The organism is Rhizomicrobium electricum, assembly GCF_011762045.1.
In the GTDB taxonomy this organism is placed as follows: domain Bacteria; phylum Pseudomonadota; class Alphaproteobacteria; order Micropepsales; family Micropepsaceae; genus Rhizomicrobium; species Rhizomicrobium electricum.
In genome coordinates this window covers 1-20,661 of sequence record NZ_JAASQS010000012.1, presented here as the reverse complement: position 1 = coordinate 20,661, position 20,661 = coordinate 1, and the positions used below count along the sequence as shown (strand labels likewise).

The 20,661-nt window shown below is 63.4% G+C and carries 22 protein-coding genes; 10 read left to right on the top strand and 12 right to left on the bottom strand.

The features are described 5' to 3' along the window. Window positions 1-147 precede the first annotated feature (147 nt). The 4 genes from purQ to purC all read right to left on the bottom strand — a co-directional run bounded on the left by purQ (window position 148) and on the right by purC (window position 2,530). Window positions 148-816: a phosphoribosylformylglycinamidine synthase subunit PurQ gene (gene purQ / locus FHS84_RS20385; RefSeq protein WP_166937392.1), complete on the bottom strand. Its 669-nt coding sequence runs from the start codon at window positions 814-816 to the stop codon at window positions 148-150. Further along, window positions 813-1,301, bottom strand: coding sequence for a DUF2059 domain-containing protein (locus FHS84_RS20380; RefSeq protein ID WP_166937391.1), 489 nt, complete (start codon window positions 1,299-1,301; stop codon window positions 813-815). The genes purQ and FHS84_RS20380 overlap by 4 nt, the downstream gene beginning before the upstream one ends. A gap of 3 nt (window positions 1,302-1,304) precedes the next feature. Continuing rightward, on the bottom strand, window positions 1,305-1,547 hold the full coding sequence (purS, locus tag FHS84_RS20375; protein WP_166937390.1) for a phosphoribosylformylglycinamidine synthase subunit PurS: 243 nt from the start codon (window positions 1,545-1,547) through the stop codon (window positions 1,305-1,307). Window positions 1,548-1,765: 218 nt separating this feature from the next. Beyond that, window positions 1,766-2,530, bottom strand: coding sequence for a phosphoribosylaminoimidazolesuccinocarboxamide synthase (purC, locus tag FHS84_RS20370; RefSeq protein WP_166937389.1), 765 nt, complete (start codon window positions 2,528-2,530; stop codon window positions 1,766-1,768). Window positions 2,531-2,770: 240 nt separating this feature from the next. Here purC and FHS84_RS20365 point away from each other — a divergent pair, with 240 nt between their 5' ends. From FHS84_RS20365 to FHS84_RS20350, 4 genes are all read left to right on the top strand, one after another. Further along, on the top strand, window positions 2,771-3,085 hold the full coding sequence (locus FHS84_RS20365) for a DUF1476 domain-containing protein (RefSeq protein ID WP_166937388.1): 315 nt from the start codon (window positions 2,771-2,773) through the stop codon (window positions 3,083-3,085). Window positions 3,086-3,292: 207 nt separating this feature from the next. After that, a complete protein-coding gene (locus FHS84_RS20360) occupies window positions 3,293-5,566 on the top strand; it encodes a TonB-dependent receptor (protein ID WP_166937387.1) in 2,274 nt (757 codons plus the stop codon). A gap of 121 nt (window positions 5,567-5,687) precedes the next feature. Further along, window positions 5,688-6,050 carry an antibiotic biosynthesis monooxygenase family protein gene (locus tag FHS84_RS20355; RefSeq protein WP_166937386.1) on the top strand — a complete coding sequence of 121 codons (363 nt, stop codon included), beginning with the start codon at window positions 5,688-5,690 and terminating at the stop codon, window positions 6,048-6,050. A gap of 160 nt (window positions 6,051-6,210) precedes the next feature. Then, window positions 6,211-7,302 carry a LamG domain-containing protein gene (locus tag FHS84_RS20350; RefSeq protein ID WP_166937385.1) on the top strand — a complete coding sequence of 364 codons (1,092 nt, stop codon included), beginning with the start codon at window positions 6,211-6,213 and terminating at the stop codon, window positions 7,300-7,302. A 1,462-nt stretch (window positions 7,303-8,764) separates the two neighbouring features. On the opposite strand, the gene purB is transcribed toward FHS84_RS20350, so the two are convergent. From purB to map, 6 genes are all read right to left on the bottom strand, one after another. After that, the gene (gene purB / locus FHS84_RS20345) at window positions 8,765-10,066 is read right to left on the bottom strand and encodes an adenylosuccinate lyase (protein ID WP_166937384.1); all 1,302 of its coding nucleotides are present in this window, start codon (window positions 10,064-10,066) and stop codon (window positions 8,765-8,767) included. Between the two features lie 85 nt (window positions 10,067-10,151). Beyond that, window positions 10,152-11,726 (bottom strand): ABC transporter ATP-binding protein, encoded by a 1,575-nt coding sequence (locus FHS84_RS20340; RefSeq protein WP_166937383.1) that lies wholly within the window; start codon window positions 11,724-11,726, stop codon window positions 10,152-10,154. After that, the gene (locus tag FHS84_RS20335) at window positions 11,723-12,520 is read right to left on the bottom strand and encodes a hypothetical protein (RefSeq protein WP_166937382.1); all 798 of its coding nucleotides are present in this window, start codon (window positions 12,518-12,520) and stop codon (window positions 11,723-11,725) included. Before FHS84_RS20335 ends, FHS84_RS20340 begins: the two co-directional genes overlap by 4 nt. Continuing rightward, window positions 12,517-13,380 carry an ABC transporter permease subunit gene (locus tag FHS84_RS20330; protein ID WP_166937381.1) on the bottom strand — a complete coding sequence of 288 codons (864 nt, stop codon included), beginning with the start codon at window positions 13,378-13,380 and terminating at the stop codon, window positions 12,517-12,519. The genes FHS84_RS20335 and FHS84_RS20330 overlap by 4 nt, the downstream gene beginning before the upstream one ends. Before the next feature lie 70 nt (window positions 13,381-13,450). After that, a complete protein-coding gene (gene radC, locus FHS84_RS20325) occupies window positions 13,451-14,122 on the bottom strand; it encodes a RadC family protein (RefSeq protein ID WP_166937497.1) in 672 nt (223 codons plus the stop codon). Between the two features lie 84 nt (window positions 14,123-14,206). After that, on the bottom strand, window positions 14,207-15,031 hold the full coding sequence (gene map / locus FHS84_RS20320; protein ID WP_166937380.1) for a type I methionyl aminopeptidase: 825 nt from the start codon (window positions 15,029-15,031) through the stop codon (window positions 14,207-14,209). A gap of 122 nt (window positions 15,032-15,153) precedes the next feature. Here map and FHS84_RS20315 point away from each other — a divergent pair, with 122 nt between their 5' ends. Both FHS84_RS20315 and FHS84_RS20310 read left to right on the top strand, forming a co-directional pair. Then, window positions 15,154-15,906: a competence/damage-inducible protein A gene (locus FHS84_RS20315; protein ID WP_166937379.1), complete on the top strand. Its 753-nt coding sequence runs from the start codon at window positions 15,154-15,156 to the stop codon at window positions 15,904-15,906. A gap of 134 nt (window positions 15,907-16,040) precedes the next feature. After that, complete coding sequence (locus FHS84_RS20310; protein WP_166937378.1) at window positions 16,041-16,310, top strand: hypothetical protein; 270 nt, start codon at window positions 16,041-16,043, stop codon at window positions 16,308-16,310. Between the two features lie 55 nt (window positions 16,311-16,365). On the opposite strand, the gene FHS84_RS20305 is transcribed toward FHS84_RS20310, so the two are convergent. Both FHS84_RS20305 and FHS84_RS20300 read right to left on the bottom strand, forming a co-directional pair. Continuing rightward, window positions 16,366-17,106, bottom strand: coding sequence for an RNA methyltransferase (locus tag FHS84_RS20305; protein WP_166937377.1), 741 nt, complete (start codon window positions 17,104-17,106; stop codon window positions 16,366-16,368). After that, window positions 17,103-17,768 carry a hypothetical protein gene (locus FHS84_RS20300; protein WP_166937376.1) on the bottom strand — a complete coding sequence of 222 codons (666 nt, stop codon included), beginning with the start codon at window positions 17,766-17,768 and terminating at the stop codon, window positions 17,103-17,105. Before FHS84_RS20300 ends, FHS84_RS20305 begins: the two co-directional genes overlap by 4 nt. Before the next feature lie 80 nt (window positions 17,769-17,848). Here FHS84_RS20300 and FHS84_RS20295 point away from each other — a divergent pair, with 80 nt between their 5' ends. From FHS84_RS20295 to FHS84_RS20280, 4 genes are all read left to right on the top strand, one after another. Further along, window positions 17,849-19,060, top strand: coding sequence for an NADP-dependent isocitrate dehydrogenase (locus FHS84_RS20295; protein WP_166937375.1), 1,212 nt, complete (start codon window positions 17,849-17,851; stop codon window positions 19,058-19,060). Between the two features lie 6 nt (window positions 19,061-19,066). Further along, the gene (locus FHS84_RS20290) at window positions 19,067-19,669 is read left to right on the top strand and encodes a carbonic anhydrase (RefSeq protein WP_166937374.1); all 603 of its coding nucleotides are present in this window, start codon (window positions 19,067-19,069) and stop codon (window positions 19,667-19,669) included. 70 nt (window positions 19,670-19,739) lie between these two features. Then, on the top strand, window positions 19,740-20,102 hold the full coding sequence (locus tag FHS84_RS20285) for a cupin domain-containing protein (RefSeq protein WP_166937373.1): 363 nt from the start codon (window positions 19,740-19,742) through the stop codon (window positions 20,100-20,102). A gap of 62 nt (window positions 20,103-20,164) precedes the next feature. Continuing rightward, window positions 20,165-20,545, top strand: a complete 381-nt coding sequence (locus FHS84_RS20280) for a VOC family protein (protein ID WP_166937372.1) — start codon at window positions 20,165-20,167, stop codon at window positions 20,543-20,545. Window positions 20,546-20,661: the final 116 nt, after the last annotated feature.

Below are 20,661 nucleotides of genomic sequence, written 5' to 3'. Positions count from 1 at the left end.
GGAAGCCGGACCACCTGGGTCCCCTTTCCCTCACTGCCATAGCGCTTCGCGCAACGGCAGTTCGGCCGGGGATGACACGGTGGAGCGAACTCCGCGTCTCCGCGTCTCCGCGTGAATCAGGGCTGAGGCGGTCAACCGACATCCGTTCTATCCCAGCGCTTCAATCAAACCTTCGAACATCGCCTTGCCGTCGGTGCCGCCGAGAAGCGGATCGCAGACGCGTTCGGGATGCGGCATCAGGCCGAGGACGTTGCGCTTTTCGTTGAGGATGCCGGCGATGTCGCGGGCCGAGCCGTTGGGGTTCTCGCCCGGCGCATACTTGAACACCACCCGGCCTTCGCCTTCGAGGCGGTCCAGCGTTTCGTCGTCGGCGACGTAATTGCCTTCGCCGTGCGCCACCGGGAACACCACGCGCTGGCCTGCTTGATATTTGCGGGTGAAGACCGACTGGGTCTCGATCACCTCGAGGGCCTGCGGCCGGCAGACGAATTTGAGGTGCGCGTTCTTCATCAGCACGCCCGGCAGCATGTGGGTCTCGGTGAGAACCTGGAAGCCGTTGCAGATGCCGAGCACCTTGACGCCTTGTTCGGATTTCTCCTTGACCGCGCGCATGATGTTGGACTGACCGGCCATCGCGCCGCAGCGCAGATAGTCGCCATAGGAAAAGCCGCCCGGCAGCACGATCAGGTCGACGTCGGGAACTTCCGAGTCGGCGTGCCAAACCATGACGGGCTTGGTGCCCGTGATCTGTTCCAGGGCGACGGCGGCATCGCGGTCGCAATTGGAGGCGGGGAAGACGACGACGGCGGATTTCATTGCTTGGGGGCTTCCTTGGCAGCGCGTTCCTGCATGTAGGCGATGAAGCGCTGGATGATGACGTTGGAGGTCTGCACCGACATCTGCATGCTTTCGCGCATCAAGGCGGGCATCTCGCTGACCACGCGCTTGCCGGTCGGCGAGGCGTAGAAGGCGATCATGTCGCGCATCTCGCTTTCCGAGAAATGGCGGGCGTAGAGCTTGGTGGTTTCCTCGATCATGCCGGGGACGGCCTTGGTGAACTCCTCCTTGACGATCGCCTTCAAGTGATTGATCGCATCGTCGTCGATGGCCGGCGCGGACTTCTTCACTTGCGCGACCATGGCTTCGGTCAGGCCGTCGACCGAGCCGAACAATTGTTCGGCACCGCTGACCTGGATCAGTTCCTTGGCGGCGGCCAGCTTGGCGGCGGGGATGGCGTCATCGGCGAACGCGGGAGCGGCGAGGGCAACGCTCAGCGCGAAGGCGGCGAGGAGCTTTTTCATGGCTCAGGCCTTCAGCTCGATGTCGTATTTCTCGATCACCGTGTTGGCGAGCAGCTTCTCGCACATCTCCTTGAGGGCGGCCTTGGCCTTGGCCTCGTCGGTTTCGCTAAGTTCGATCTCGATCAGCTTGCCCTGGCGCACGCTGCCGACGCCTTCAAAGCCGAGATTGCCGAGCGCGTGCCCGATCGCCTTGCCTTGCGGATCGAGAACGCCGTTTTTCAGGGTGACGAAGACGCGCGCTTTCATGGTGATTTATCTCCAAGAGCGCTTTCCGGAAAAAGTGGGAACCGGTTTTCCGTCTGAAAGCGCGATACACAAAGGCCCGTGCTCGGCAGGCAGACACAAGCGGGAGGACACACTACTCCTGCAAAGTGTTGCTGCTTCGCGAAATCCGTGCGCCTCGACCCTGAAGGGAGGCAAAACCCGGCGGCTTATACGCGTGCGTCTGGCGATTCACCAGCGCGTCATTTCACCAGCATCGGGCCTTTGGCTTCTCCTTGCCCTGATTCGGGCAGGATTCCCAGGCGGCGTGCGACCTCAGAGTAGGCCTCCATCAGGCCGCCGAGATCGCGCCGGAAGCGATCTTTGTCGAGTTTCTCGCTGGTGGTGACGTCCCACAACCTGCAGCAGTCGGGGCTGATTTCGTCGGCCAGCACGATCCGCATGTAGTCGTTTTCCCACAAGCGGCCGAATTCGACCTTGAAATCCACCAGCTTGATGCCGGCGCCAAGGAACAGGCCCGAGAGGAAGTCGTTGATCCGGATGGTCAAGTTGACGATGTCGTCGAGATCCTGGGGGCTGGCCCAGCCGAACGCGGTGATGTGTTCTTCCGACACCCAGGGATCGTGCAGGGCGTCGTTCTTGTAATAATATTCGATGATCGAGCGCGGCAGCGGTGTGCCTTCTTCGATGCCGAGGCGCTTCGAAAGCGAACCTGCGGCGACGTTGCGCACCTTCACTTCCAGCGGCACGATCTCGACTTCTTTGACGAGCTGCTCGCGCATGTTGAGGCGGCGCATGAAATGCGTCGGCACCCCGATGAGGTTGAGCTGCGTCATCAGGTATTCGCTGATGCGGTTGTTGAGTACGCCCTTGCCTTCGATCACCGCCTTCTTGGCGTTGTCGAGGGCGGAGGTGTCGTCCTTGAAGTATTGGACCAGGGTGCCGGGCTCCGGTCCTTCGTAAAGGATCTTGCCCTTGCCCTCGTAGATCATGCGCCGGCGTTTCATTTGAAAATCCATCTTGGCCTGCCTGGCGCTCCAGGACGCTCCTAGGGAGCACTTGTGAAAACGCGAAGCGGGGCCTTAACCGACCCCGCGATCCCCCAAAATAAGCATCGCGCGCCCTGGGGGCAATGCGCGCCGCCGGATTCCCTTAAGGCGGCTTCTCGCGGCGCTGCGACGGGCGTTGCAAAAGCCTGCCTTGCCATTAGATAATCAATAGAAATCAATAACTTACGCTAGGGAATCATGAGCGAGTCGCACAACAAGCACGAACACAAATGGGCGTTCGACGAGGAGGTCCGGTTCAAGGCCACGGTGCGGCGCAACAAGCTCCTGGGGTTATGGGCGGCGGCGGAACTGGGCCTTTCCGGTCCCGAAGCCGAGGACTACGCCAAGTCGGTGGTGGCTTCGGACATGAAGGAGCCGGGCGAAGAGGACGTCTTCCGTAAGGTCCAGGGCGACTTCCGGGCCCGCGGCGTGGCGGTTGCGGACGAGGTTCTGCGCAAGAAGATGCACGAATACAGCGCCCAGGTCCGTGCCGAGCTGGAAGCGAACGGCTGAGAAAGGATGGACCGGGGGTGTTGTACTGCAGCGACAGTCGTGGCCGAGCGGACGCGCACTGTCACGCAGCAGTCATGCACCGCCCCTAGGTTCCGCCCGCGAGAGGGGATTTCCACCGAACACCGGGGTGATGGCGAGGCGAAAGTCTCGCGCTGGGGTTCTGTTGGCCTTCTCGCTGTTTGGTAAACCAATGAGCGGGAAAAAAGCATGCATTCCATGAACGTTATGGGCCGGGCTCTGGTGGGGGCGGCGGTTTGCGCCCTGATCGTGGGCAATCCGGCCTTTGCCCAGAGCGCAGGTCTTGAGGAAGTCGTCGTCACCGCCCAGCGCCGGGTCGAGAACCAGCAGGACGTGCCGGTGTCGACCAGCGTGTTGAGCAACGAGGCTCTCACCACCATGACCGCGTCGGGCGACGACACGCTGCTGGCGTTGTCGGGCAAGGTGCCGAGTCTCTACGTCGAATCCACCACGGGGCGCATTTTCCCGCGCTTCTACATTCGCGGTCTCGGCAATGTGGACTTCTATCTCGGCGCCTCGCAGCCGGTGTCGATCATCCAGGACGACATCGTGATGGAACACGTCGTGCTGAAGTCGACGCCCGCCTTCGACGTCGGCGCCGTGGAAGTGTTCCGCGGTCCGCAAGGTTCGCTGTTCGGCCGCAACACCACCGCCGGCATCATCAAGTTCGATTCGATCCGCCCCAGCCAGACGTTCGAGGCGCGCGGCTCGGCCAGCTACGGCGCCTATAACAGTGTCGACATCGATTTCGGCGCCGGCGGCCCGCTGATCGACGGCAAGCTCGCGCTGCGCGTTTCCGGCCTCTATCAGAAGCGCGATCATTATATCGACAACACCTACACCGGCGCTTCGGCCGACGGCACGCCGACCGGCCAGAAGGATGCGGTGGGCGGCTTCAACGAACGCGACTTGCGCGTCCAGTTGCTGGCGACGCCGACCGACAATCTTTCCATGCTGACCGTGATGCACGGCCGCTGGTACGACGGTCCGGCCAGCGTGTTCCGCCGCGGCGCCATCAGCCTCGGTTCGCACGATGTCTCGTCGCAGCACTGGAACCAGGCGCGCTGGGACGAAGGCATGAACAATCCGCAGGGCTACAACACCTACGGCATCTCGGAGAACATCACCTACGATTTCGGCGGCGTCACGCTGACCTCGATCACCGGCTATGAAGCGACCGAAGGCCAGAGCCGCGGCGATACCGACGGCGGTGCGGCGGCCGATTATGGCAATGCCGGTTTCGGCGAATCGATGGGCCGGGTGCGCGCGCTCAGCCAATGGACGCAGGAAGTGCGTCTGGCCTCCAGCGCCGAAGGCCCGTTCAAGTGGCAGGTCGGCGGCATGTATTTCGACCAGCACGACATCACCGAATTCTATCAGCGCGCCTTCTTCCTGACCCCGCCGGCCAACAATCCCAACAACTGGGTGCGCTTGCGCGATGCCAACACCTCGTGGGCGCTGTTCGGCCAGGCGAGCTACGAAGTGCTGCCGCACTTGACGATCACCGGCGGCGTCCGCGTCACCAACGACCGCAAGGACACGCTGCTGGTCAAACCGGCGGCGACCGCGGCGGGCGTAGTGGGTTTCCCCGCCAGCGCCAACCCGCATCCGGTGCTGGAAGACACCAAGCCGAGCTGGGACGTCAGCGCGCTTTACGAGGTGAGCCCCGATCTCAGTGTTTATGCCCGCGTCGCCACCGGCTTCCGCGGTCCCACCATTCAGGGCCGTTCGGCGGTGTTCAACGCGCCGTTCACCTCGGCCAATTCCGAAACCATCCTGTCGTGGGAAGCCGGCCTCAAGAGCCAGTTCTCCAACACGCTGCGCTTCAACGTGTCGGCCTTCACCTATACGGTCGACGACGTTCAGCTCAACGGCAACGACTCCAACGGCAACGGCGTGTTCTTCAATGCCAACAAGGCCGAGGCCTACGGCATGGAAGCCCAACTCGACTGGCTGCCGATCGAGAACCTGTCGCTCACGGCGGGCCTGTCGCTCTTGCACACCGAGATCAAGGACGCCAACGCCTATGCCCAGATGGGCAGCTTCCTCGGCGTTCTCACCGTCACGCCGCTGAACCCCTATTTCGCCAAGGGCACAGGCACCGGCACGACGTATTTCGCCAAGATCGACGGCAACCCGCTGCCGAACGCGCCGGAATACAACCTCAACTTCTCCGGCCGCTACGACATTCCGCTCGGCGGCGAGGGCAAAGTGTTCGTGGCGACGGATTGGAACCTGCAGGGCTATACCAACTTCGTGCTCTATCGCACCCGCGAGTTCAATTCGAACGGCAATTTCGAAGGCGGTTTGAAAGTCGGCTATTCCACCGACGCCTGGGAAGTCGCTCTCTACGGCCGCAACATCACCAACAACAAGAACCTCAAGGGCGTGATCGAGAACTACTCGGCCGCGATCCTCAACGAACCGCCGACCTACGGCGTGACGCTGTCGGGCAAGATCTGATCCTCAGCGCGTTTGTTCAATACGACGGCCGGGGCTTTCGCTCCGGCCGTTTGTTTTGTATGTCGTGCTGAGCATATGGCGAGCGGGAGTGCCCGCTCCGTCCAACAAGGGAACCGCACGGATGCAATCGCGCCAAGCGCCGGCAAACGAAAGCGTGACGCCGGGTTTCGTCGTTCTTTATCGATGGCGGCTGCGGGCCGACGCCGAGGACGCTTTTGTTGAAGCTTGGTCGCGTATGACGATGGCCCTCCGGGTGCGCGGATCGCTGGGATCGCGGTTGCACCGCGGCGCTGATGGCCTGTGGTATTCCTATGCCCAGTGGCCTAGTGCGCGCACCAGGGATGAAGCATTTGCACGAGGTCCGGCCGATCCAGAAGCGCTGGCGCAAATGCGGGCCGCGATTGCGGAGTCTCTGCCGGAGGTCGTCCTTGAAGTCGTGGCCGATCAAATCGGGATCGCCCCGACGGGCGTCGGCGCTTCCTAGCGCTGTCGAGCAGCCGGTCGGCGCTGAAGCTGCGCGGCAATCGCAGCATGATAATTTGCTCATGATTTACACCGCGATGTGATCGCTCACACCGCGATGTGAACGGCTCGGCTTCACCCCCGATGCTAGCGTGCCGTCCTTGATCCTTTCGGAGACGACGATGAAGCTCGCCGCTTGCGCCAGCCTGATGATGCTTGGCCTGTTTCCCGCCATGGCGGCCGATCCGGTCGCCATGAAAGCCGAGGCCTGGACCGTGCGCGGCGACGGCGAATTCGCCGATTACAAAGGTTTTGCCGCGCTCAAGCTGAAGCAGACCAATGCCCAGGCGGTACCGAACGGCGTCATTCTCGCCAACGGCAGCATCGAATTCGATGTCGAGACCCAGGGGACCATGGGCGTCGGCATCGGCTTTCGCCGCATCGATGGCGAGAACTACGAGGACTTCTATTTCCGCCCCAAGCCGAATTGCGCCACCGCCATCGACTGCATGCAGTATGCGCCGATGGTGCACGGCGTTCTGTTGTGGGACTTCTTCCCGCAATACCAGCGCCCGGCGCCGCTCGCGGACGGAGCGTGGAATCACATCAAGCTGACGGTCGCGGGCGAGCGGCTGTCGATTTATGTCAACGGCACGCTGGCGCTGGCCGACGCCCATCTCGAAGGCGGCACGACGAGCGGCGGCTTGGTGCTGCACGGTCCCGGCGTGTTCGCCAATCTCACGGTCACCCCCGATACGGCCGCGCCGCCGCCGCCCGCCGCCGCCAGGAGCGATGCGCTGTTCGTGCGCCATTGGCAGGTTTCCCAGCCCTCCGTGCTGGCGGCCGGCCGCGAACCTGTGCTCGCCGATATGCCGACGGCGCCGTGGCAGCCGCTGGCGGCCGAGTCGGACGGCCTCGTGAACCTCACCCGGCTTTACGGCAAACCGGTCTCGGCGCCGGGTCGCGCGCTGGCGTGGCTGAAAACGACGATCACCGCGCGCCGCGCCGGACCCAAGACCGTGAACATCGCTCTCTGCCGCGAGGTGTGGGTGTTCGTGAACGGCGAAAAGGTGTTTGCCGACAAGAATCCCTATCAGCCGCCGCAAGCGCGCAAGGCCCCGGACGGACGCTGCACGCCGCAGAACGCGTCGTTCGCGCTGCCGCTCAAGGCCGGCGCCAATCAGATCGCGGTCGCCGTCGCCAACAATTTTTACGGCTGGGGCACCGCCCTCAAACTCGCCGACGACAAAGGACTGCGCGTCGCCAAGCCGTGACGGGTCGTCTTGCGCGCATGTTCACTGCTCCTTTCCCGCAAGGTGGAGGTGAAATTGCATCTGCGTCTCATCGTTCAGAAATCGTGATAGCGATTGCGCAGTTAATGTCCTCGTCGCGCTTTCTTCATGGCTTGGCGGGCAGCATCGAGCGCGAGTTCATAACGATATAAATCACCCGCATCCCGAAATCGGATGGCGAGTTCCTTTTGTTGGATTGTTTCGGCTAAATAGTCCTGGGTCGCTTTTCTATGATTTCTGGTCGGTATGCATGGCGCCCACTCTGATGCATTCGCAGTGAATGCATCAAACCTTGCAGTTCGCTTCCACGAACAGCGCCAGTCCCCTTTAAGTCTTAGGCATTTTGACTGCAGGTCATACTTAAGTGGGTAACGGGTAACAACCTTACGGATCACAGCACGCCGCAATTCTGTATCTGCGATCTCCGCGATTACCTTTCTCAGCAGCGTTATGTCTCCATGTATACGAACATGTTCCAGTGTTTTGGCAAGTCGCTCATTAAACTGTTTGCGGAAGTTTGAATCCCAAGGTCTCCACTGGTCTACAAGACCCAACCATCTGGGTGACGATGGCATGTTGTTCCCCTATTTGGGCGTTCTTTCGAGACGGCGAGAGCTTAAACGAAGTGTCGATTGCCAGAAACAGTCTCACTGAAGTTGTCCGAATAGCTACGACCGTCGATTTTGGCTCTTGCACCTGCGTCTCATCGTTCAGAAATCGTGATAATTGTTGCCGATTCCTGTCTCAGATAGCGCTTGATGCCGGCGCGGTCGCTTCCCACTTTTCCAAAGGAAGACTGACCGCTGATGGTGCATGGACGACGCACTCGCATTCTCGCAAACCCCGCCGCTTCTGATCGAAGCGATGCGGCGGCCGTTGCGCGCGCGGGTGCGCCAAATCGATGGTAAAAGGGGTGGTCCCGCCAGGGGAGGGGGCTCCCCCTCCTGGGTGCGAAAACCGTCAAAACAATTATGTTGCCGAAGCGCGGCGTGCGGGGGCGCCGGTTGGTAACCGCAATGCGGTCAAGCGCGAGCGCGCTGAGATGCGGGCACTGTTGGCCGAGGTGAAGGCGCTCCGTTCCAGGATGAATGCGTTGATCGCCCGCGTGAAAGCCGCCATCGCCGCGGCCGAACAGATGATCGCGGCGCAACCGCCGCGCCGCACGGACCTGTTCATCCTCGAAGTCGACGGCACCGTCCGCCGCGTCTGGTCGGTGACGAAGATCTGCCCCGCCAAAACAAACCTGTCATTCCCGGCCGACCGTCCGGAGCGCACCGCGCGAAGGATGGGAGGGGAAGGGAACCCAGGTCGCGACACATCTTCTGCGTTTCAGAAAAGGCACGACTTCACTTCGAAGTCTGATCAGGCGCGGCCACCTGGGTCCCCTTCCCTTCGCATTCCTCGCGACGCTCGGACTGCTCAGCCGGGGATGACAAGTTTATTTTTACCCGAACACCCGCGCGAAAATCGTGTCGACGTTCTTGAGATGGAAGCCGAGGTCGAACAGCGATTCCAGTTCGGTCGTCGACAGCGCCTTGGTGACGTCGGGATCGGTCTTCAAGAGATCGAGCAGCGGGCCTTCGCCGTTGAAGGCGCGCATGGCGTTCTTCTGCACCAGGCGATAGGCGACTTCGCGCGCCAGACCCTTTTGCGTCAGCGCCAGCATCACGCGCTGGCTGTTGACGACGCCGTGGGTGCGGTTGAGGTTGGCCAGCATGTGCTCGGGATAGACCACCAGCTTGGCGATCAGTCCGGTCATGCGGGCGAGCGCGAAGTCGAGCGTGATGGTGGCGTCGGGGCCGATATAGCGTTCCACCGAGGAGTGCGAGATATCGCGCTCATGCCACAGCGCCACGTCTTCCAGCGCCGGGATCACGGCGGAGCGCACCATGCGGGCGAGACCGGTGACGTTCTCCGACAGGATCGGATTGCGCTTGTGCGGCATCGCCGAGGAGCCCTTCTGGCCGGGCGAGAAATACTCTTCGGCTTCCAAAACTTCGGTGCGCTGCAGATGGCGGATCTCCACGGCCAGCCGTTCGAGCGACGAGGCCACCACCGCCAGCGCCGCGAAGAAGGCGGCATGACGGTCGCGCGGGATCACTTGCGTCGACACCGGCTCGACGGTCAGCCCCATTTGTTCGGCGACATAGGCTTCGACCTCGGGCGACACGCTGGCGAAGGTGCCGACCGGTCCGGAAATGGCGCAAGTGGCGATTTCTTCGCGGGCCGTCACCAGTCGCGCGCGGGCGCGGGTGAACTCGGCATAATAACCGGCGAGCTTGAGCCCGAAGGTGGTCGGCTCGGCGTGAATGCCGTGGCTCCTGCCGATGCAGGGCGTCAGCTTGTGTTCGAAGGCGCGGGTCTTGATCGCTTCGAGCAGCTTGTCGACGTCGGCGATCAAGAGGTCGGCGGCGCGCTTCATCTGCACCGCCAGGCAGGTGTCGAGCACGTCCGACGAGGTCATGCCCTGGTGCACGAAGCGCGCTTCGGGGCCGACAATCTCGGACAGATGGGTGAGGAAGGCGATGACGTCGTGCTTGACCTCGCGTTCGATCTCGTCGATGCGCGCGACGTCGAATTTCGCGGCGGCGCCCTTTTCCCACACCGTCTTGGCGGCGTGCTCCGGAATGACGCCGAGCTTGGCGAGCGCGGTCGCCGCGTGGGCTTCGATTTCGAACCAGATGCGGAATTTGGTTTCGGCCGACCAGATCGCGGTCATATCGGCGCGGGCGTAGCGCGGGATCATAGTCCTATCGTCCTCGGGAATCGGGCGGACCCTAGAGCGCTTTCAGGAAAAGTGGAACCCGGTTTTCCGTCCGAAAGCGCGACAATCAAAGATTCGAAGAACTCTCGGGTGAAAGATCGGAAAAGCTCACCGCCTCGATCAGCGCCTTGGTGGCGTCGTGCTGGGGGGTACGCACCAGATGGGCGATCGAGCCGCGTTCCACGATCTTGCCGTCCTGGAACACCATGGCTTCGTCGGCGAGGGCCTGCGCCACGGTCAAGTCCGAGGTCATCACCAGGAACGCCGATTCCTGGGTGGCGCGGAAATCGACCAGCACTTCGCGCATGATGGTCTGGGCGAACGCGTCGAGGCCCTTCAAGGGTTCGTCGACCACCACCAGAAGGGGTGCGCCGACGAAGGCGCGCGCCACCTGCAGCCGCCGTTTGTCGAACATCGACAGCGAGGCGACGGTGCGCTTGCCGTCGTGACTGGCCAGCCCGACCCGTTTCAGCGCTTCGTCGCGATAGCCGGCGATGAGATCGCGGCTGAGATCGAGATGGGCGCGCAGCGGCTCTTCGACGGTGTCGTGGATGGTCATGCGCGGATCGAGGCAATCGTCCTCGCCGGTGACGAAGGCGATGCGGCGGCGGATGCGCGAGGCCATCGCCTCCGACAGGCGGTAGAGATCGACGGCATCGAACAGCACCTTGCCGCTCGGGGCCTTGTCGAAGCCGAGCAGGGCTCTGAGCATCGCCCGCCGCCCGGAACCGGCTTCGCCGACCAGTGCCAGCGAGGCGCTGCGGCGCAGTTCGAAGGTGAGGCCGTCGCGCATCGAGGTGTTGGGCACGAAGGAAAGGCCGTGGACCTGCAGCAGCGGCTGGCCGCGATGGGCGGTGCGCGGCTTGGGGGCGTCGCGGTTGAGGCGCGGCAGGGCCTTGAACAGGGTCTTGGTATAGGCGTGGGCGTGCTCGCCCATCAGCCGCGTCGCGTCGCCTTCTTCGACCACCCGGCCGGCACGCAGCACCAGCACCCGCCCGCCCAGCCGGGCCGCCGCCTGCAAGCCGCCGGTGGCATAGATCAGTCCGAAGCCGAGCCGGGTGTGTTCGGCCCGGAGCAGCGTCATCAGGAGTTTGACCGCCGCCGGTCCGAGATCGGCAAAGGGATGGTCGGCCAGCACCAGATCGGGGGTTTGGGCGGTCACCGCCGCCATCAGCGCGATCGCCAGCGTCACCGGATCGAGCCGGTCCGGCTTGGTGTCGAGCAGTTCCAGCGTCACCGCGGTGGGGAAGCGTTCGAGCGCCAGCCGCAATTCCTCGCGGGCGCTGCCGAACGGAGCGCCGAGTTTGCGCGCCACGATGCGCACGAGTTGTTTCAAGGCGCTGGCATGGGGCGACAAGGGATTGGTCAGCGGGCTCGGCAGATAAGCGATGCGGATCGGCGCCTTGAGGCGCTTGGCGGCGGGCCGCGCCTGATTGGCGGCAAACTTGATGGTGCCCGAGATGCTGTCCGCCTTGTCGGGGAAGCCGCCCAGCACCCGCACCAGCGCCTCGCGCCCCGAGCCTTCTTCGCCGAGCAGGATGGCGCACTCGCCGGTTTCGAGCCGGAGCGACAGCCGGTCGAGAACGGTGGTGCCGCCGCGCGTCACTGTCAGGTCGGAAAGCTCGAGCAGCGGTCCGTTCATGCCCGCTCCCCTTCATCGAGGCCGGCCGCCAGCCGGGCGCACAGGATCAAAAGGATCAGGGCCAGAGCCGGAAATGCTGCCGTCCACCAGGCGGAGAAGAAACTGATCTTGCTGGCCGCGATCATCAGTCCGAGGTCGCGGGTGGGAGCGCCGAAGCCGAGGAAACTGGCGGTGGAGATCACGATGGTGGCGGCGGCCAAGGCGCGCGCCACCACGCTGCCGAAGACGTTGTGGAAATCGTATGTGAGGTCGCGTTTCAACAGGATCATGCCGGGAATGCCGGTGGCGTGGGCGTATTCGGCATGGCGCGAGCGGACGTCGACGGCATCGAAGCTGCGCACGAAGCCGAGCGGGGCGGTGGCAAGGCCCGCGGCGACGATGGCAAAGCCGCCGCCGAACAGGCCGATCAGCAGGATGGCCAGGAGCAAGGGCGGAACCGCGGCCAGAACGCCCCAGAAGCCGCGCACCAAAAGCGCCAGAGGCCGCGGCAGCCGCGCCGCGACGGCACCGAACAGTCCGCCGAGCACGATGGCGATGGCGGCGGCGGCCACCGCTTTGACGCCGGTGGCGGCCAGACCGTGCAGGGTTTCGCTGAAGACGTCGCGGCCGATGATGTCGGTGCCGAACGGATGGGCCTGCGACGGCGGGCTCAGTTCGGCACCGGCTATGGCGGCCCCGGCCGGAGCGTGGGCAAGGAAGTCGCTGAGCAGCACCGCCAGCGCCAGCAGTCCCAGGCCCAGCCAGCCCAGGCCGCGCACGATCAGGCTTGCCAGCGATACCTCGCGCGTTCTCATGGCCGGCCTCCCGGCGCCAGCGCATGGGCGATGGTCTGGCCGAGGAAATCGACCACGAAGGTTATGGCGGCGAACACGAACAGGAGGATGGCGGCCATGTTCCAGTCGGCCAGCGCCACCGATTTCACGAACAGGTCGGCGGCACCGGCAGAGTGGAACACCCATTCCGCCACCACGGTGGCCGAGACCAGCGCCAGCACGATCTCGCGCGCGCCGGCGGCCAGCCCGGCGGCCACATGCGGCAGAACGTAAAAGGTTTCGATCTCGATCAGGCCGAGTCCCATCCGCTTCAAGCCGGTGCGGAACGGCGCTTCGCTCGACAGCGCCGCCGACCGGCGCAGGACGAGTTGCACGGCGGCCGCGCCGGCCAGTCCGACCGTCAGGATCGGCAAGGCGGCGATCTGCCAGGACTGGTACGGCGTCGCCACCGGCGCGTTCACGCTCACCGGCCAGTGCAGCACATGTACGGCGACAAAGGCGAGCGCGAGGCCGGAAACGAAGACCGGGGTGGCGGTGATGATCTGGATCAAGGGTGCCGCGATGCGCCGGGTCGGGCCCAGCGCGAGCAAGAGGCCGAACGGCACGCCCGCCACCAGGGCAACGCCGGCGCCCATCGCCACCAGGGCGAGTGTCTGCGGCAGATACCGGGCGAGCTCCTGCGCCACGGGCGTCCCGCTGACCAGGCTGATGCCGAGATTGAGGCGTCCGAACTGGATCAGATGGTTGAGGAATGCGGTGAGAAAACCGGGCAGATCGCGCGCGGCCGGTTCGCCGCTCGCAGCGATCGCTGCGGCGATCAAAACCGCCCCCAAAAGCCCTGCCGCCAGCCGTATCAATTGGCGGATCACGAACCGCTGCATCAACCCCCACCTTTCGGGGCCTTGTATAGCAGCCGCCTCACCGGCGCCGAAGCATTTGCCGCGGATTATCTTAAAGCAGACCGAGGGCCTTGAAGCTGACGTGGCCGCTGCGGCCGACGATCACGTGGTCGTGGACCACGATCCCCAGCGCCTTGGCGGCATCGGCGACATCGCGGGTCATGGTGATGTCGGCTTTGGAGGGGGTGGGATCGCCCGAGGGATGGTTGTGGACCAGGATCATGGCGGTGGCGCCGTGGTCGAGGGCGCGCTTGACGATCTCGCGCGGATAGACCGGGGTGTGATCGACGGTCCCGGTCGACTGCACTTCGTCCGCCATCAGAACATTCTTGCGGTCGAGGAAGAGGACCCGGAATTCCTCTTTCTGCGAGCGGGCCATGGCGGCGGCGCAGTAGTCGATCAGCGCCGACCACGAGGCCAGTGCCGGCCGTCCCAACAGTCGCGTTTTGGCCAGCCGCCGGGCGGCCGCTTCGACGATTTTCAACTGGGTCGCGACGGACGCAGAGACCCCTTCAACCTCCGCCAGGCGCTCGCGCGGGGCGGCGATGACCTCGGCAAACGATCCGAACCGGGCGATCAGGGCTTTGGCCAGCGGTTTGACATCGCGCCGGGGCACGGCGGCGAACAGGGTGAGTTCGAGGAGTTCGTAGTCCGGCATGGCGTCGGCGCCGGCGCTGAAGAAGCGTTCGCGCAGGCGTTCGCGGTGGCCGACATAATGCGGCATTTCCACGTCGGACACCGAGCGCTGGGATTTGGACACAGTAGCCCCCCGGCCGAATCCGGAGGAGTTTACCACAATCGGTGGCGCTTACAGGTAAGGCGGCTTGTGCCAGCCTTTGGGCGACAGCGTGAAGATTTCGACGCCGTCTTCGGTCACGCCGACGGCGTGCTCGAACTGTGCCGACAACGAGCGGTCGCGGGTTACCGCGGTCCAGCCGTCGGACAAGACCTTCACACCGTAGCCGCCGAGATTGATCATCGGCTCGACGGTGAAGAACATCCCCGGCTTGAGGCCGATGCCGTGTCCCGGCTTGCCGTAGTGGACGATATTGGGCAGGGCGTGGAACACCTGACCCAGGCCGTGGCCGCAGAAATCGCGCACCACGCTGCACTTTTCCTCGCCTTCGGCAAAGGACTGGATGGCGTGGCCGATGTCGCCGGTGGTGGCGCCGGGTTTGATGATGGCGATGCCGCGCATCATCGAGTCGTAGGTGATGTCGACCAGGCGGGCGGCTTTGCGCTTGACCTCGCCGACCAGATACATGCGGCTGGAATCGCCGTGCCAGCCGTCGAGGATCACGGTCACGTCGATGTTGACGATATCGCCGTCCTTGAGCGGGCGGTCCGAGGGCATGCCGTGACAGACGACATGGTTGATCGAGGTGCACAGCGTATAGCGGTAACCGCGATAGCCCAGGCACGCCGGAACGCCGCCGTGATCGACCATGTAATTGTAGGCGATCTCGTCGAGGTGGGCGGTGGTCACGCCGGGTTTCACTTCCGGCACCATCAGATCGAGCACCTCCGCCGCCAGCCGTCCGGCCCGGCGCATGCCCTCGAAATCCTTTTCGGTGTGAAGCGCCACGGCGAAATGGGCCCGGCGGGCGGCCTCGAAAACCTCGGAAACTTGCATCAGGGAAACATCTATCGCGTTGTCCCCCCCAATCTAGGATGCACGGCCGCCCAATTCCACTCCTCTCGTAATTGTCCCTATCGCTGCTGGTAAACCTCTGGGATGCGGCCCAAAATGCGCCGATGAGCGAAAATCCTACCGCCGCGGTGCTGGTCATCGGCAACGAAATCCTGTCCGGCCGCACGCAAGACACGAATTCCAACACGATTGCACGCTTCCTCGGCCCGTTCGGCATCACCCTCAAGGAAATCCGGGTGGTGGGCGATTTTGCCGATGAAATCATCGCGGCCCTGAACACGCTCAGAGCCCGGTACTGCTATGTGTTTACGACCGGCGGCATCGGGCCCACCCACGACGACATCACCGCCGATGCGGTGGCCGCCGCTTTCGGGGTCGGGATCGATTACCATCCCGAGGCGCTGAAGCTGCTCGCCGCCCGTTTCGCCGATCCGGCCGATTTCAACGCAATGCGCCGCCGCATGGCCCGGATTCCCGACGGGGCCAGTCTCATTCGCAACACGGTGTCGGCGGCGCCCGGATTTCAGATCGACAACGTCTTCGTACTGGCGGGGGTGCCGTCGATCATGCGGGCGATGCTCGACGAGGTGGCGCCGCGGCTCAGCCGGGGACGGCCGGTGATCAGCGTCACGGTGGCGGCCGCGGTGGCGGAAGGGGCGATTGCCGCCGGTTTGGCTGCGATCCAGACCCGTTTTCCGGATGTCGCGATCGGGTCCTATCCGGTCTACCGCGCCGATGGCTATGGCGTGCAGCTCGTGGCCCGCGGGTTCGATCCCGCCCTGGTGGAGACTGTGGCCGGGGAATTAACCAGCCTGTTGGCGGCTGCCGGCGGCAAACCCGAGCGCTTGTCACCATAACGCCGCAGCACCGCCGGCGGGGCGGTGAAAACGCGATGTAAACGGTGTATCGTGGGTTTTACAAAAATGCGGTCGGATCCAAATCCGGCCCTTCTGCGTTGGTTGGATCGCAACCGGCGGATCGGGTGGGGTGTATGCGCAGGCTTTGGTGGGCAGTTGCCCTCGGCATCGGCATTACGGCCGCTGGCGTCGCCGTAGCCGACAATCTGACCTCGTCGAAACAGGCCGATTTCTATGCGCCCGGCAAGCACCGGTTTTATGTCTGGTGCCAGGGCGGCGGCGATTACAACGCGGTCGAGCGCGGCGCGTCGGCGGAAGACGCGCAGATGCGGCTCTACAACGGCGTCAAAGCCAAAGGCCGCCCCGCCTGCTGGCCGGTCTGGCAAGGCAAGATTTCGGGGTAGTTTTCTGCCCCCCGCAGTTGCGGGGGGAAGTCCACGCGAAGCGTGGGAAGGGGGGTTATTCCTTCGGTTGTGCCCGGTGCTTGCCTTTGGCGAGCGCCACGATCATGCCGCGCAGCGTCTGCACTTCCTGGTAGGTCAGCTTGGCGCGATGGATGGTGGCGCGGATGGCGCGGCTCATGTGATCGCGCTTGTCGGGCGGAAACAGGAAACCGGTGCGGGTCAGTTCGCCTTCGAGATGATCGAACAGCTGGAACAGCTCTTGCCGCGTCGGTTTGCGATGGATCGGGTTGTGCTCGATTTTTGAAACCGGGGTGTGGTCCTCGGCCTTGAACCATTCGTAGCAGCACAAAAGCACCGCCTGGCCGAGATTGAGCGAAGCGAACTCCGCGGTCGGAATGGTGATGACGCAATCGGCGAGCGAAACGTCGTCGTTCTCGAGCCCGGCGCGCTCGTTGCCGAACAGCAGACCCGTCTTGTCGCCGGCCGGCACCTTGCGCAGCCGCCGCGCCGCTTCCGGCGGGGTGATGACTTCCTTGGTGATGCCGCGGTCGCGCGCCGTGGTGGCGTAGACGACATTGAGGTCGGCCAGGGCCTCGTGCAGATCATCATAAAGCTTGGCGTCGTCGAGGATCGGCTTGGCGGTGACCGCCATGGCGTAAGCCTTCTCGTTCGGCCAGCCGTCGCGCGGCGCGACGATGCGAAGGTCCGAAAGCCCGAAATTCTTCATGGCGCGGGCGGCGGCGCCGATATTCTCGCCGAGCTGCGGGCGGCACAGGATGATGGCAGGGGTGGTCATGACGGCGTCTTACGCGACCTTGGCCAAAATGCAACCACAATAGAACCGAACAGAAGCAACCCCGGGAGTGCCAATCCCAAGCCTATAGCCATTAGCTTGGGTACGCCTTTGGCTGCAAATACACCCTGTGTGAACGCGTAGTAGGGCGTTTTGAAACAAGGATTGGTGCCGAGGCAATCCATTCCCGCCTCGACTTTCGTCACGTAAATCCCCTGCGCTGAAATCTGCTGCCGCACGTCTGCATTGCTTGTGCCATCGAAATATCGTCCGGGCACATCGAGCATCATGCCGAATAAAAAGAGAGCGGCCAGGGATAGCGGGACAACGCGCAGCGAGCGGCGACGGATTGCAATTCCTATCGCCGCGAAAATCAGAAGTACCGGAGCAACTATGCCGCCAAGCAGGGCTGCCAACCGAGGTACGCCTGGTCGAGGAAAAAAGCCGCTGATTTTGGCAAAAGCACGAACATCGCACGTGGGGCCGCCAAGACACGCAACGTCGGCGCCTTCTACGGATGAGGTCAGAACCGGGTCGTCCGGGATGGTTCGTGTGACGTGATAATCTGCGAAGGTTGTCTGGAGGCATTCAGCGTACCGGACCAGGCACAAGCCCAGTACGATGGCCAAAATTGGGAGCAGGACAATCAAATGCCATCGCCGCATGGCTTCCCCCTCGAAATGCCTTTGACGCCTGGGGAGGCTTTGGCTAGAACGACTCCAATTTCCCCCGCCGAGGAACTTCCATGAACAAGATCAAGGTAGCTAACCCGGTCGTCGAACTCGACGGCGATGAGATGACCCGGATCATCTGGGATCTGATTAAGCAGAAGCTGATCCTGCCCTACCTTGACGTGAAGTTGGATTATTACGACCTGTCGGTCGAGCACCGCGACGCCACCGAGGACAAGGTGACGGTGGACTCGGCGGAAGCGATCAAGCGCCACGGCGTCGGCGTCAAATGCGCCACCATCACGCCCGACGAAGCGCGGGTGAAGGAATTCTCCCTCAAGAAGATGTGGAAGTCGCCCAACGGCACCATCCGCAACATCCTGGGCGGGGTGATCTTCCGCGAGCCGATCATCTGCAAGAACGTGCCGCGTCTGGTTCCCGGCTGGACCCAGCCCATCGTCATCGGCCGCCATGCTTTCGGCGATCAATACCGCGCCACCGATTTCAAGTTCCCCGGCAAAGGCACGCTGACGCTGAAATTCGTCGGCGACGACGGCGAGGTGATCGAGCAAGAAGTCTTCAAGGCGCCCGGCGCCGGCGTGGTGATGGGCATGTACAATCTCGACGAATCGATCCGCGACTTCGCCCGCGCTTCGATGAATTACGCCCTGGCGCGCAATTATCCGCTCTATCTCTCGACCAAGAACACCATCCTCAAGGCCTATGACGGCCGCTTCAAGGATCTGTTCCAGGAGGTGTTCGAGAAGGAATTCGCCGCCGCCTACAAGGCCAAGGGCCTCACCTACGAACATCGCCTGATCGACGACATGGTGGCCTCGGCCCTCAAATGGTCGGGCGGCTATGTCTGGGCCTGCAAGAACTACGACGGCGACGTGCAGTCCGACACCGTGGCGCAGGGCTTCGGCTCGCTCGGCCTGATGACCTCGGTGCTGATGACGCCGGACGGCCAGATTGTCGAAGCCGAAGCCGCGCACGGCACCGTCACCCGCCATTACCGCGAGCATCAGAAGGGTAAGCCGACCTCGACCAATTCGATTGCCTCGATCTTCGCCTGGACCCGGGGTCTCGCCCATCGCGCCAAGCTCGACGGCAACACGGCGCTGGCCGAATTCTCGCACACGCTGGAAAAGGTCTGCATCGAGACGGTCGAATCCGGCTTCATGACCAAGGACCTCGCGCTGCTGGTCGGTCCCGAACAGAAATGGCTCACCACCGAAGGCTTCCTCGACAAGGTCGACGAAAATCTCCGCGCGGCGATGGGCTAAGACCGCATGAAAACACTGATCGCCGGATACCAGAAATTCCGCCGCGAAGTCTGGCCGCACGACAAGGATCACTTCGAGGCGCTGGCCAAAGGGCAGAAGCCGCATACGCTGGTGATCTCGTGCAGCGACAGCCGTGTCGATCCGGCGGCGATTTTCAGCGTGCGGGCCGGCGAGTTGTTCGTCATCCGCAATGTCGCGTCGGTGGTGCCGCCGTATGAAACCTATGGCGGCTATCACGGCGTGTCGGCGGCGATTGCGTTCGCGGTGATCAATCTCGAAGTCGAGCGCATCGTCGTCCTGGGTCACGAGCATTGCGGCGGCGTCGCTGCGGCGATGGCAAGGACCGAGTCGCCGACCCCGTTCCTGTCGCAATGGGTGTCGCTGTTGGAGCCCGCGATCCACACTTGCAGCGGCGGCGATCCGCTGGCGGTCGAATGCGAATCGATCCGGCTGTCGCTCGGCCGGCTGATGACGTTCCCCTTCATTGCCGAGCGCGTCGAGAACGGCACGCTGCAACTGATCGGCGCCCACTTCAAGATTTCCGACGGCACTTTGTCGATGCTCGATCCGGCCGATCAGGTGTTCAAGCGCGTCGGCGACACCGCCTGAATCGCGGCCCACGCGAATGTGATTTGAAGGCTTGCCGTCTCGCCGCCATCTGAGCGTTGAGAGGATTCCCATGCCGAACGCGATCAATTTCGCCGAAAAATTTTCCCGCTTTGCCGAGCAATGGCAGCCCAAGATCGTCGCGCAGATGAACGACTATCAGTTCAAGCTGGCGCGGATCGAAGGCGAATTCGTCTGGCACAGTCACTCCGACACCGACGAGGTCTTCATCGTGCTCGAGGGCGAAGTGCGGATCGATTTCCGCGATGGTGCGGTGACGCTGCATCCCGGCGAGATGTTCGTCGTGCCGAAGGGCATCGAACACAAGCCGTTCGCGCCGCGCGAGGCCAAGATTTTGGTGGTCGAGCCGTCGGGCGTCGTCAACACCGGCGATGCTGGCGGCGATCGCACCGCGCCCAACGACGTCTGGATTTAGATAATCGTTCTTTATTTGTTCTTCGCCCGGTGCTATAGCTCGGGGCAAACAGGGAGAGGCACATGCTTGGCTATGTCACGATCGGCGCCCGCGATAGCGAAGCGTCGGGTAAGTTCTATGACGCGGTGCTCACGCATGTCGGCGATGAGCGCAAATTCGCCGATGGCGGTTGGATCGGCTACGGCCCCAAGGGGGCGGACAGCCACTATTTCTATGTCTGTTCGCCGTTCAACAAGGAGCCGGCAACCTCCGGCAACGGCACCATGCTGGCGTTTAAGGCGCCGTCGCAGGAAGCCGTCGATGCCGCGTATGCGGCCGGCATGGCCAATGGCGGCACCGACGAAGGCAAGCCCGGCTATCGTCCGCCGGATGGCGACAAGTTCTACGGCGCCTATCTGCGCGATCCGACCGGCAACAAGATCTGCATCTACATCGCGAAATGATCTTTCCTCCCCCGTTGTTCACGGGGGAGCGACTGTCTTGGGTGTCAAGCGGGTTGCCATGGGCGTCGATCCCTGAGGATGGCGTTGAGGATGGTGAGTAACCGCCTGGCGACGGC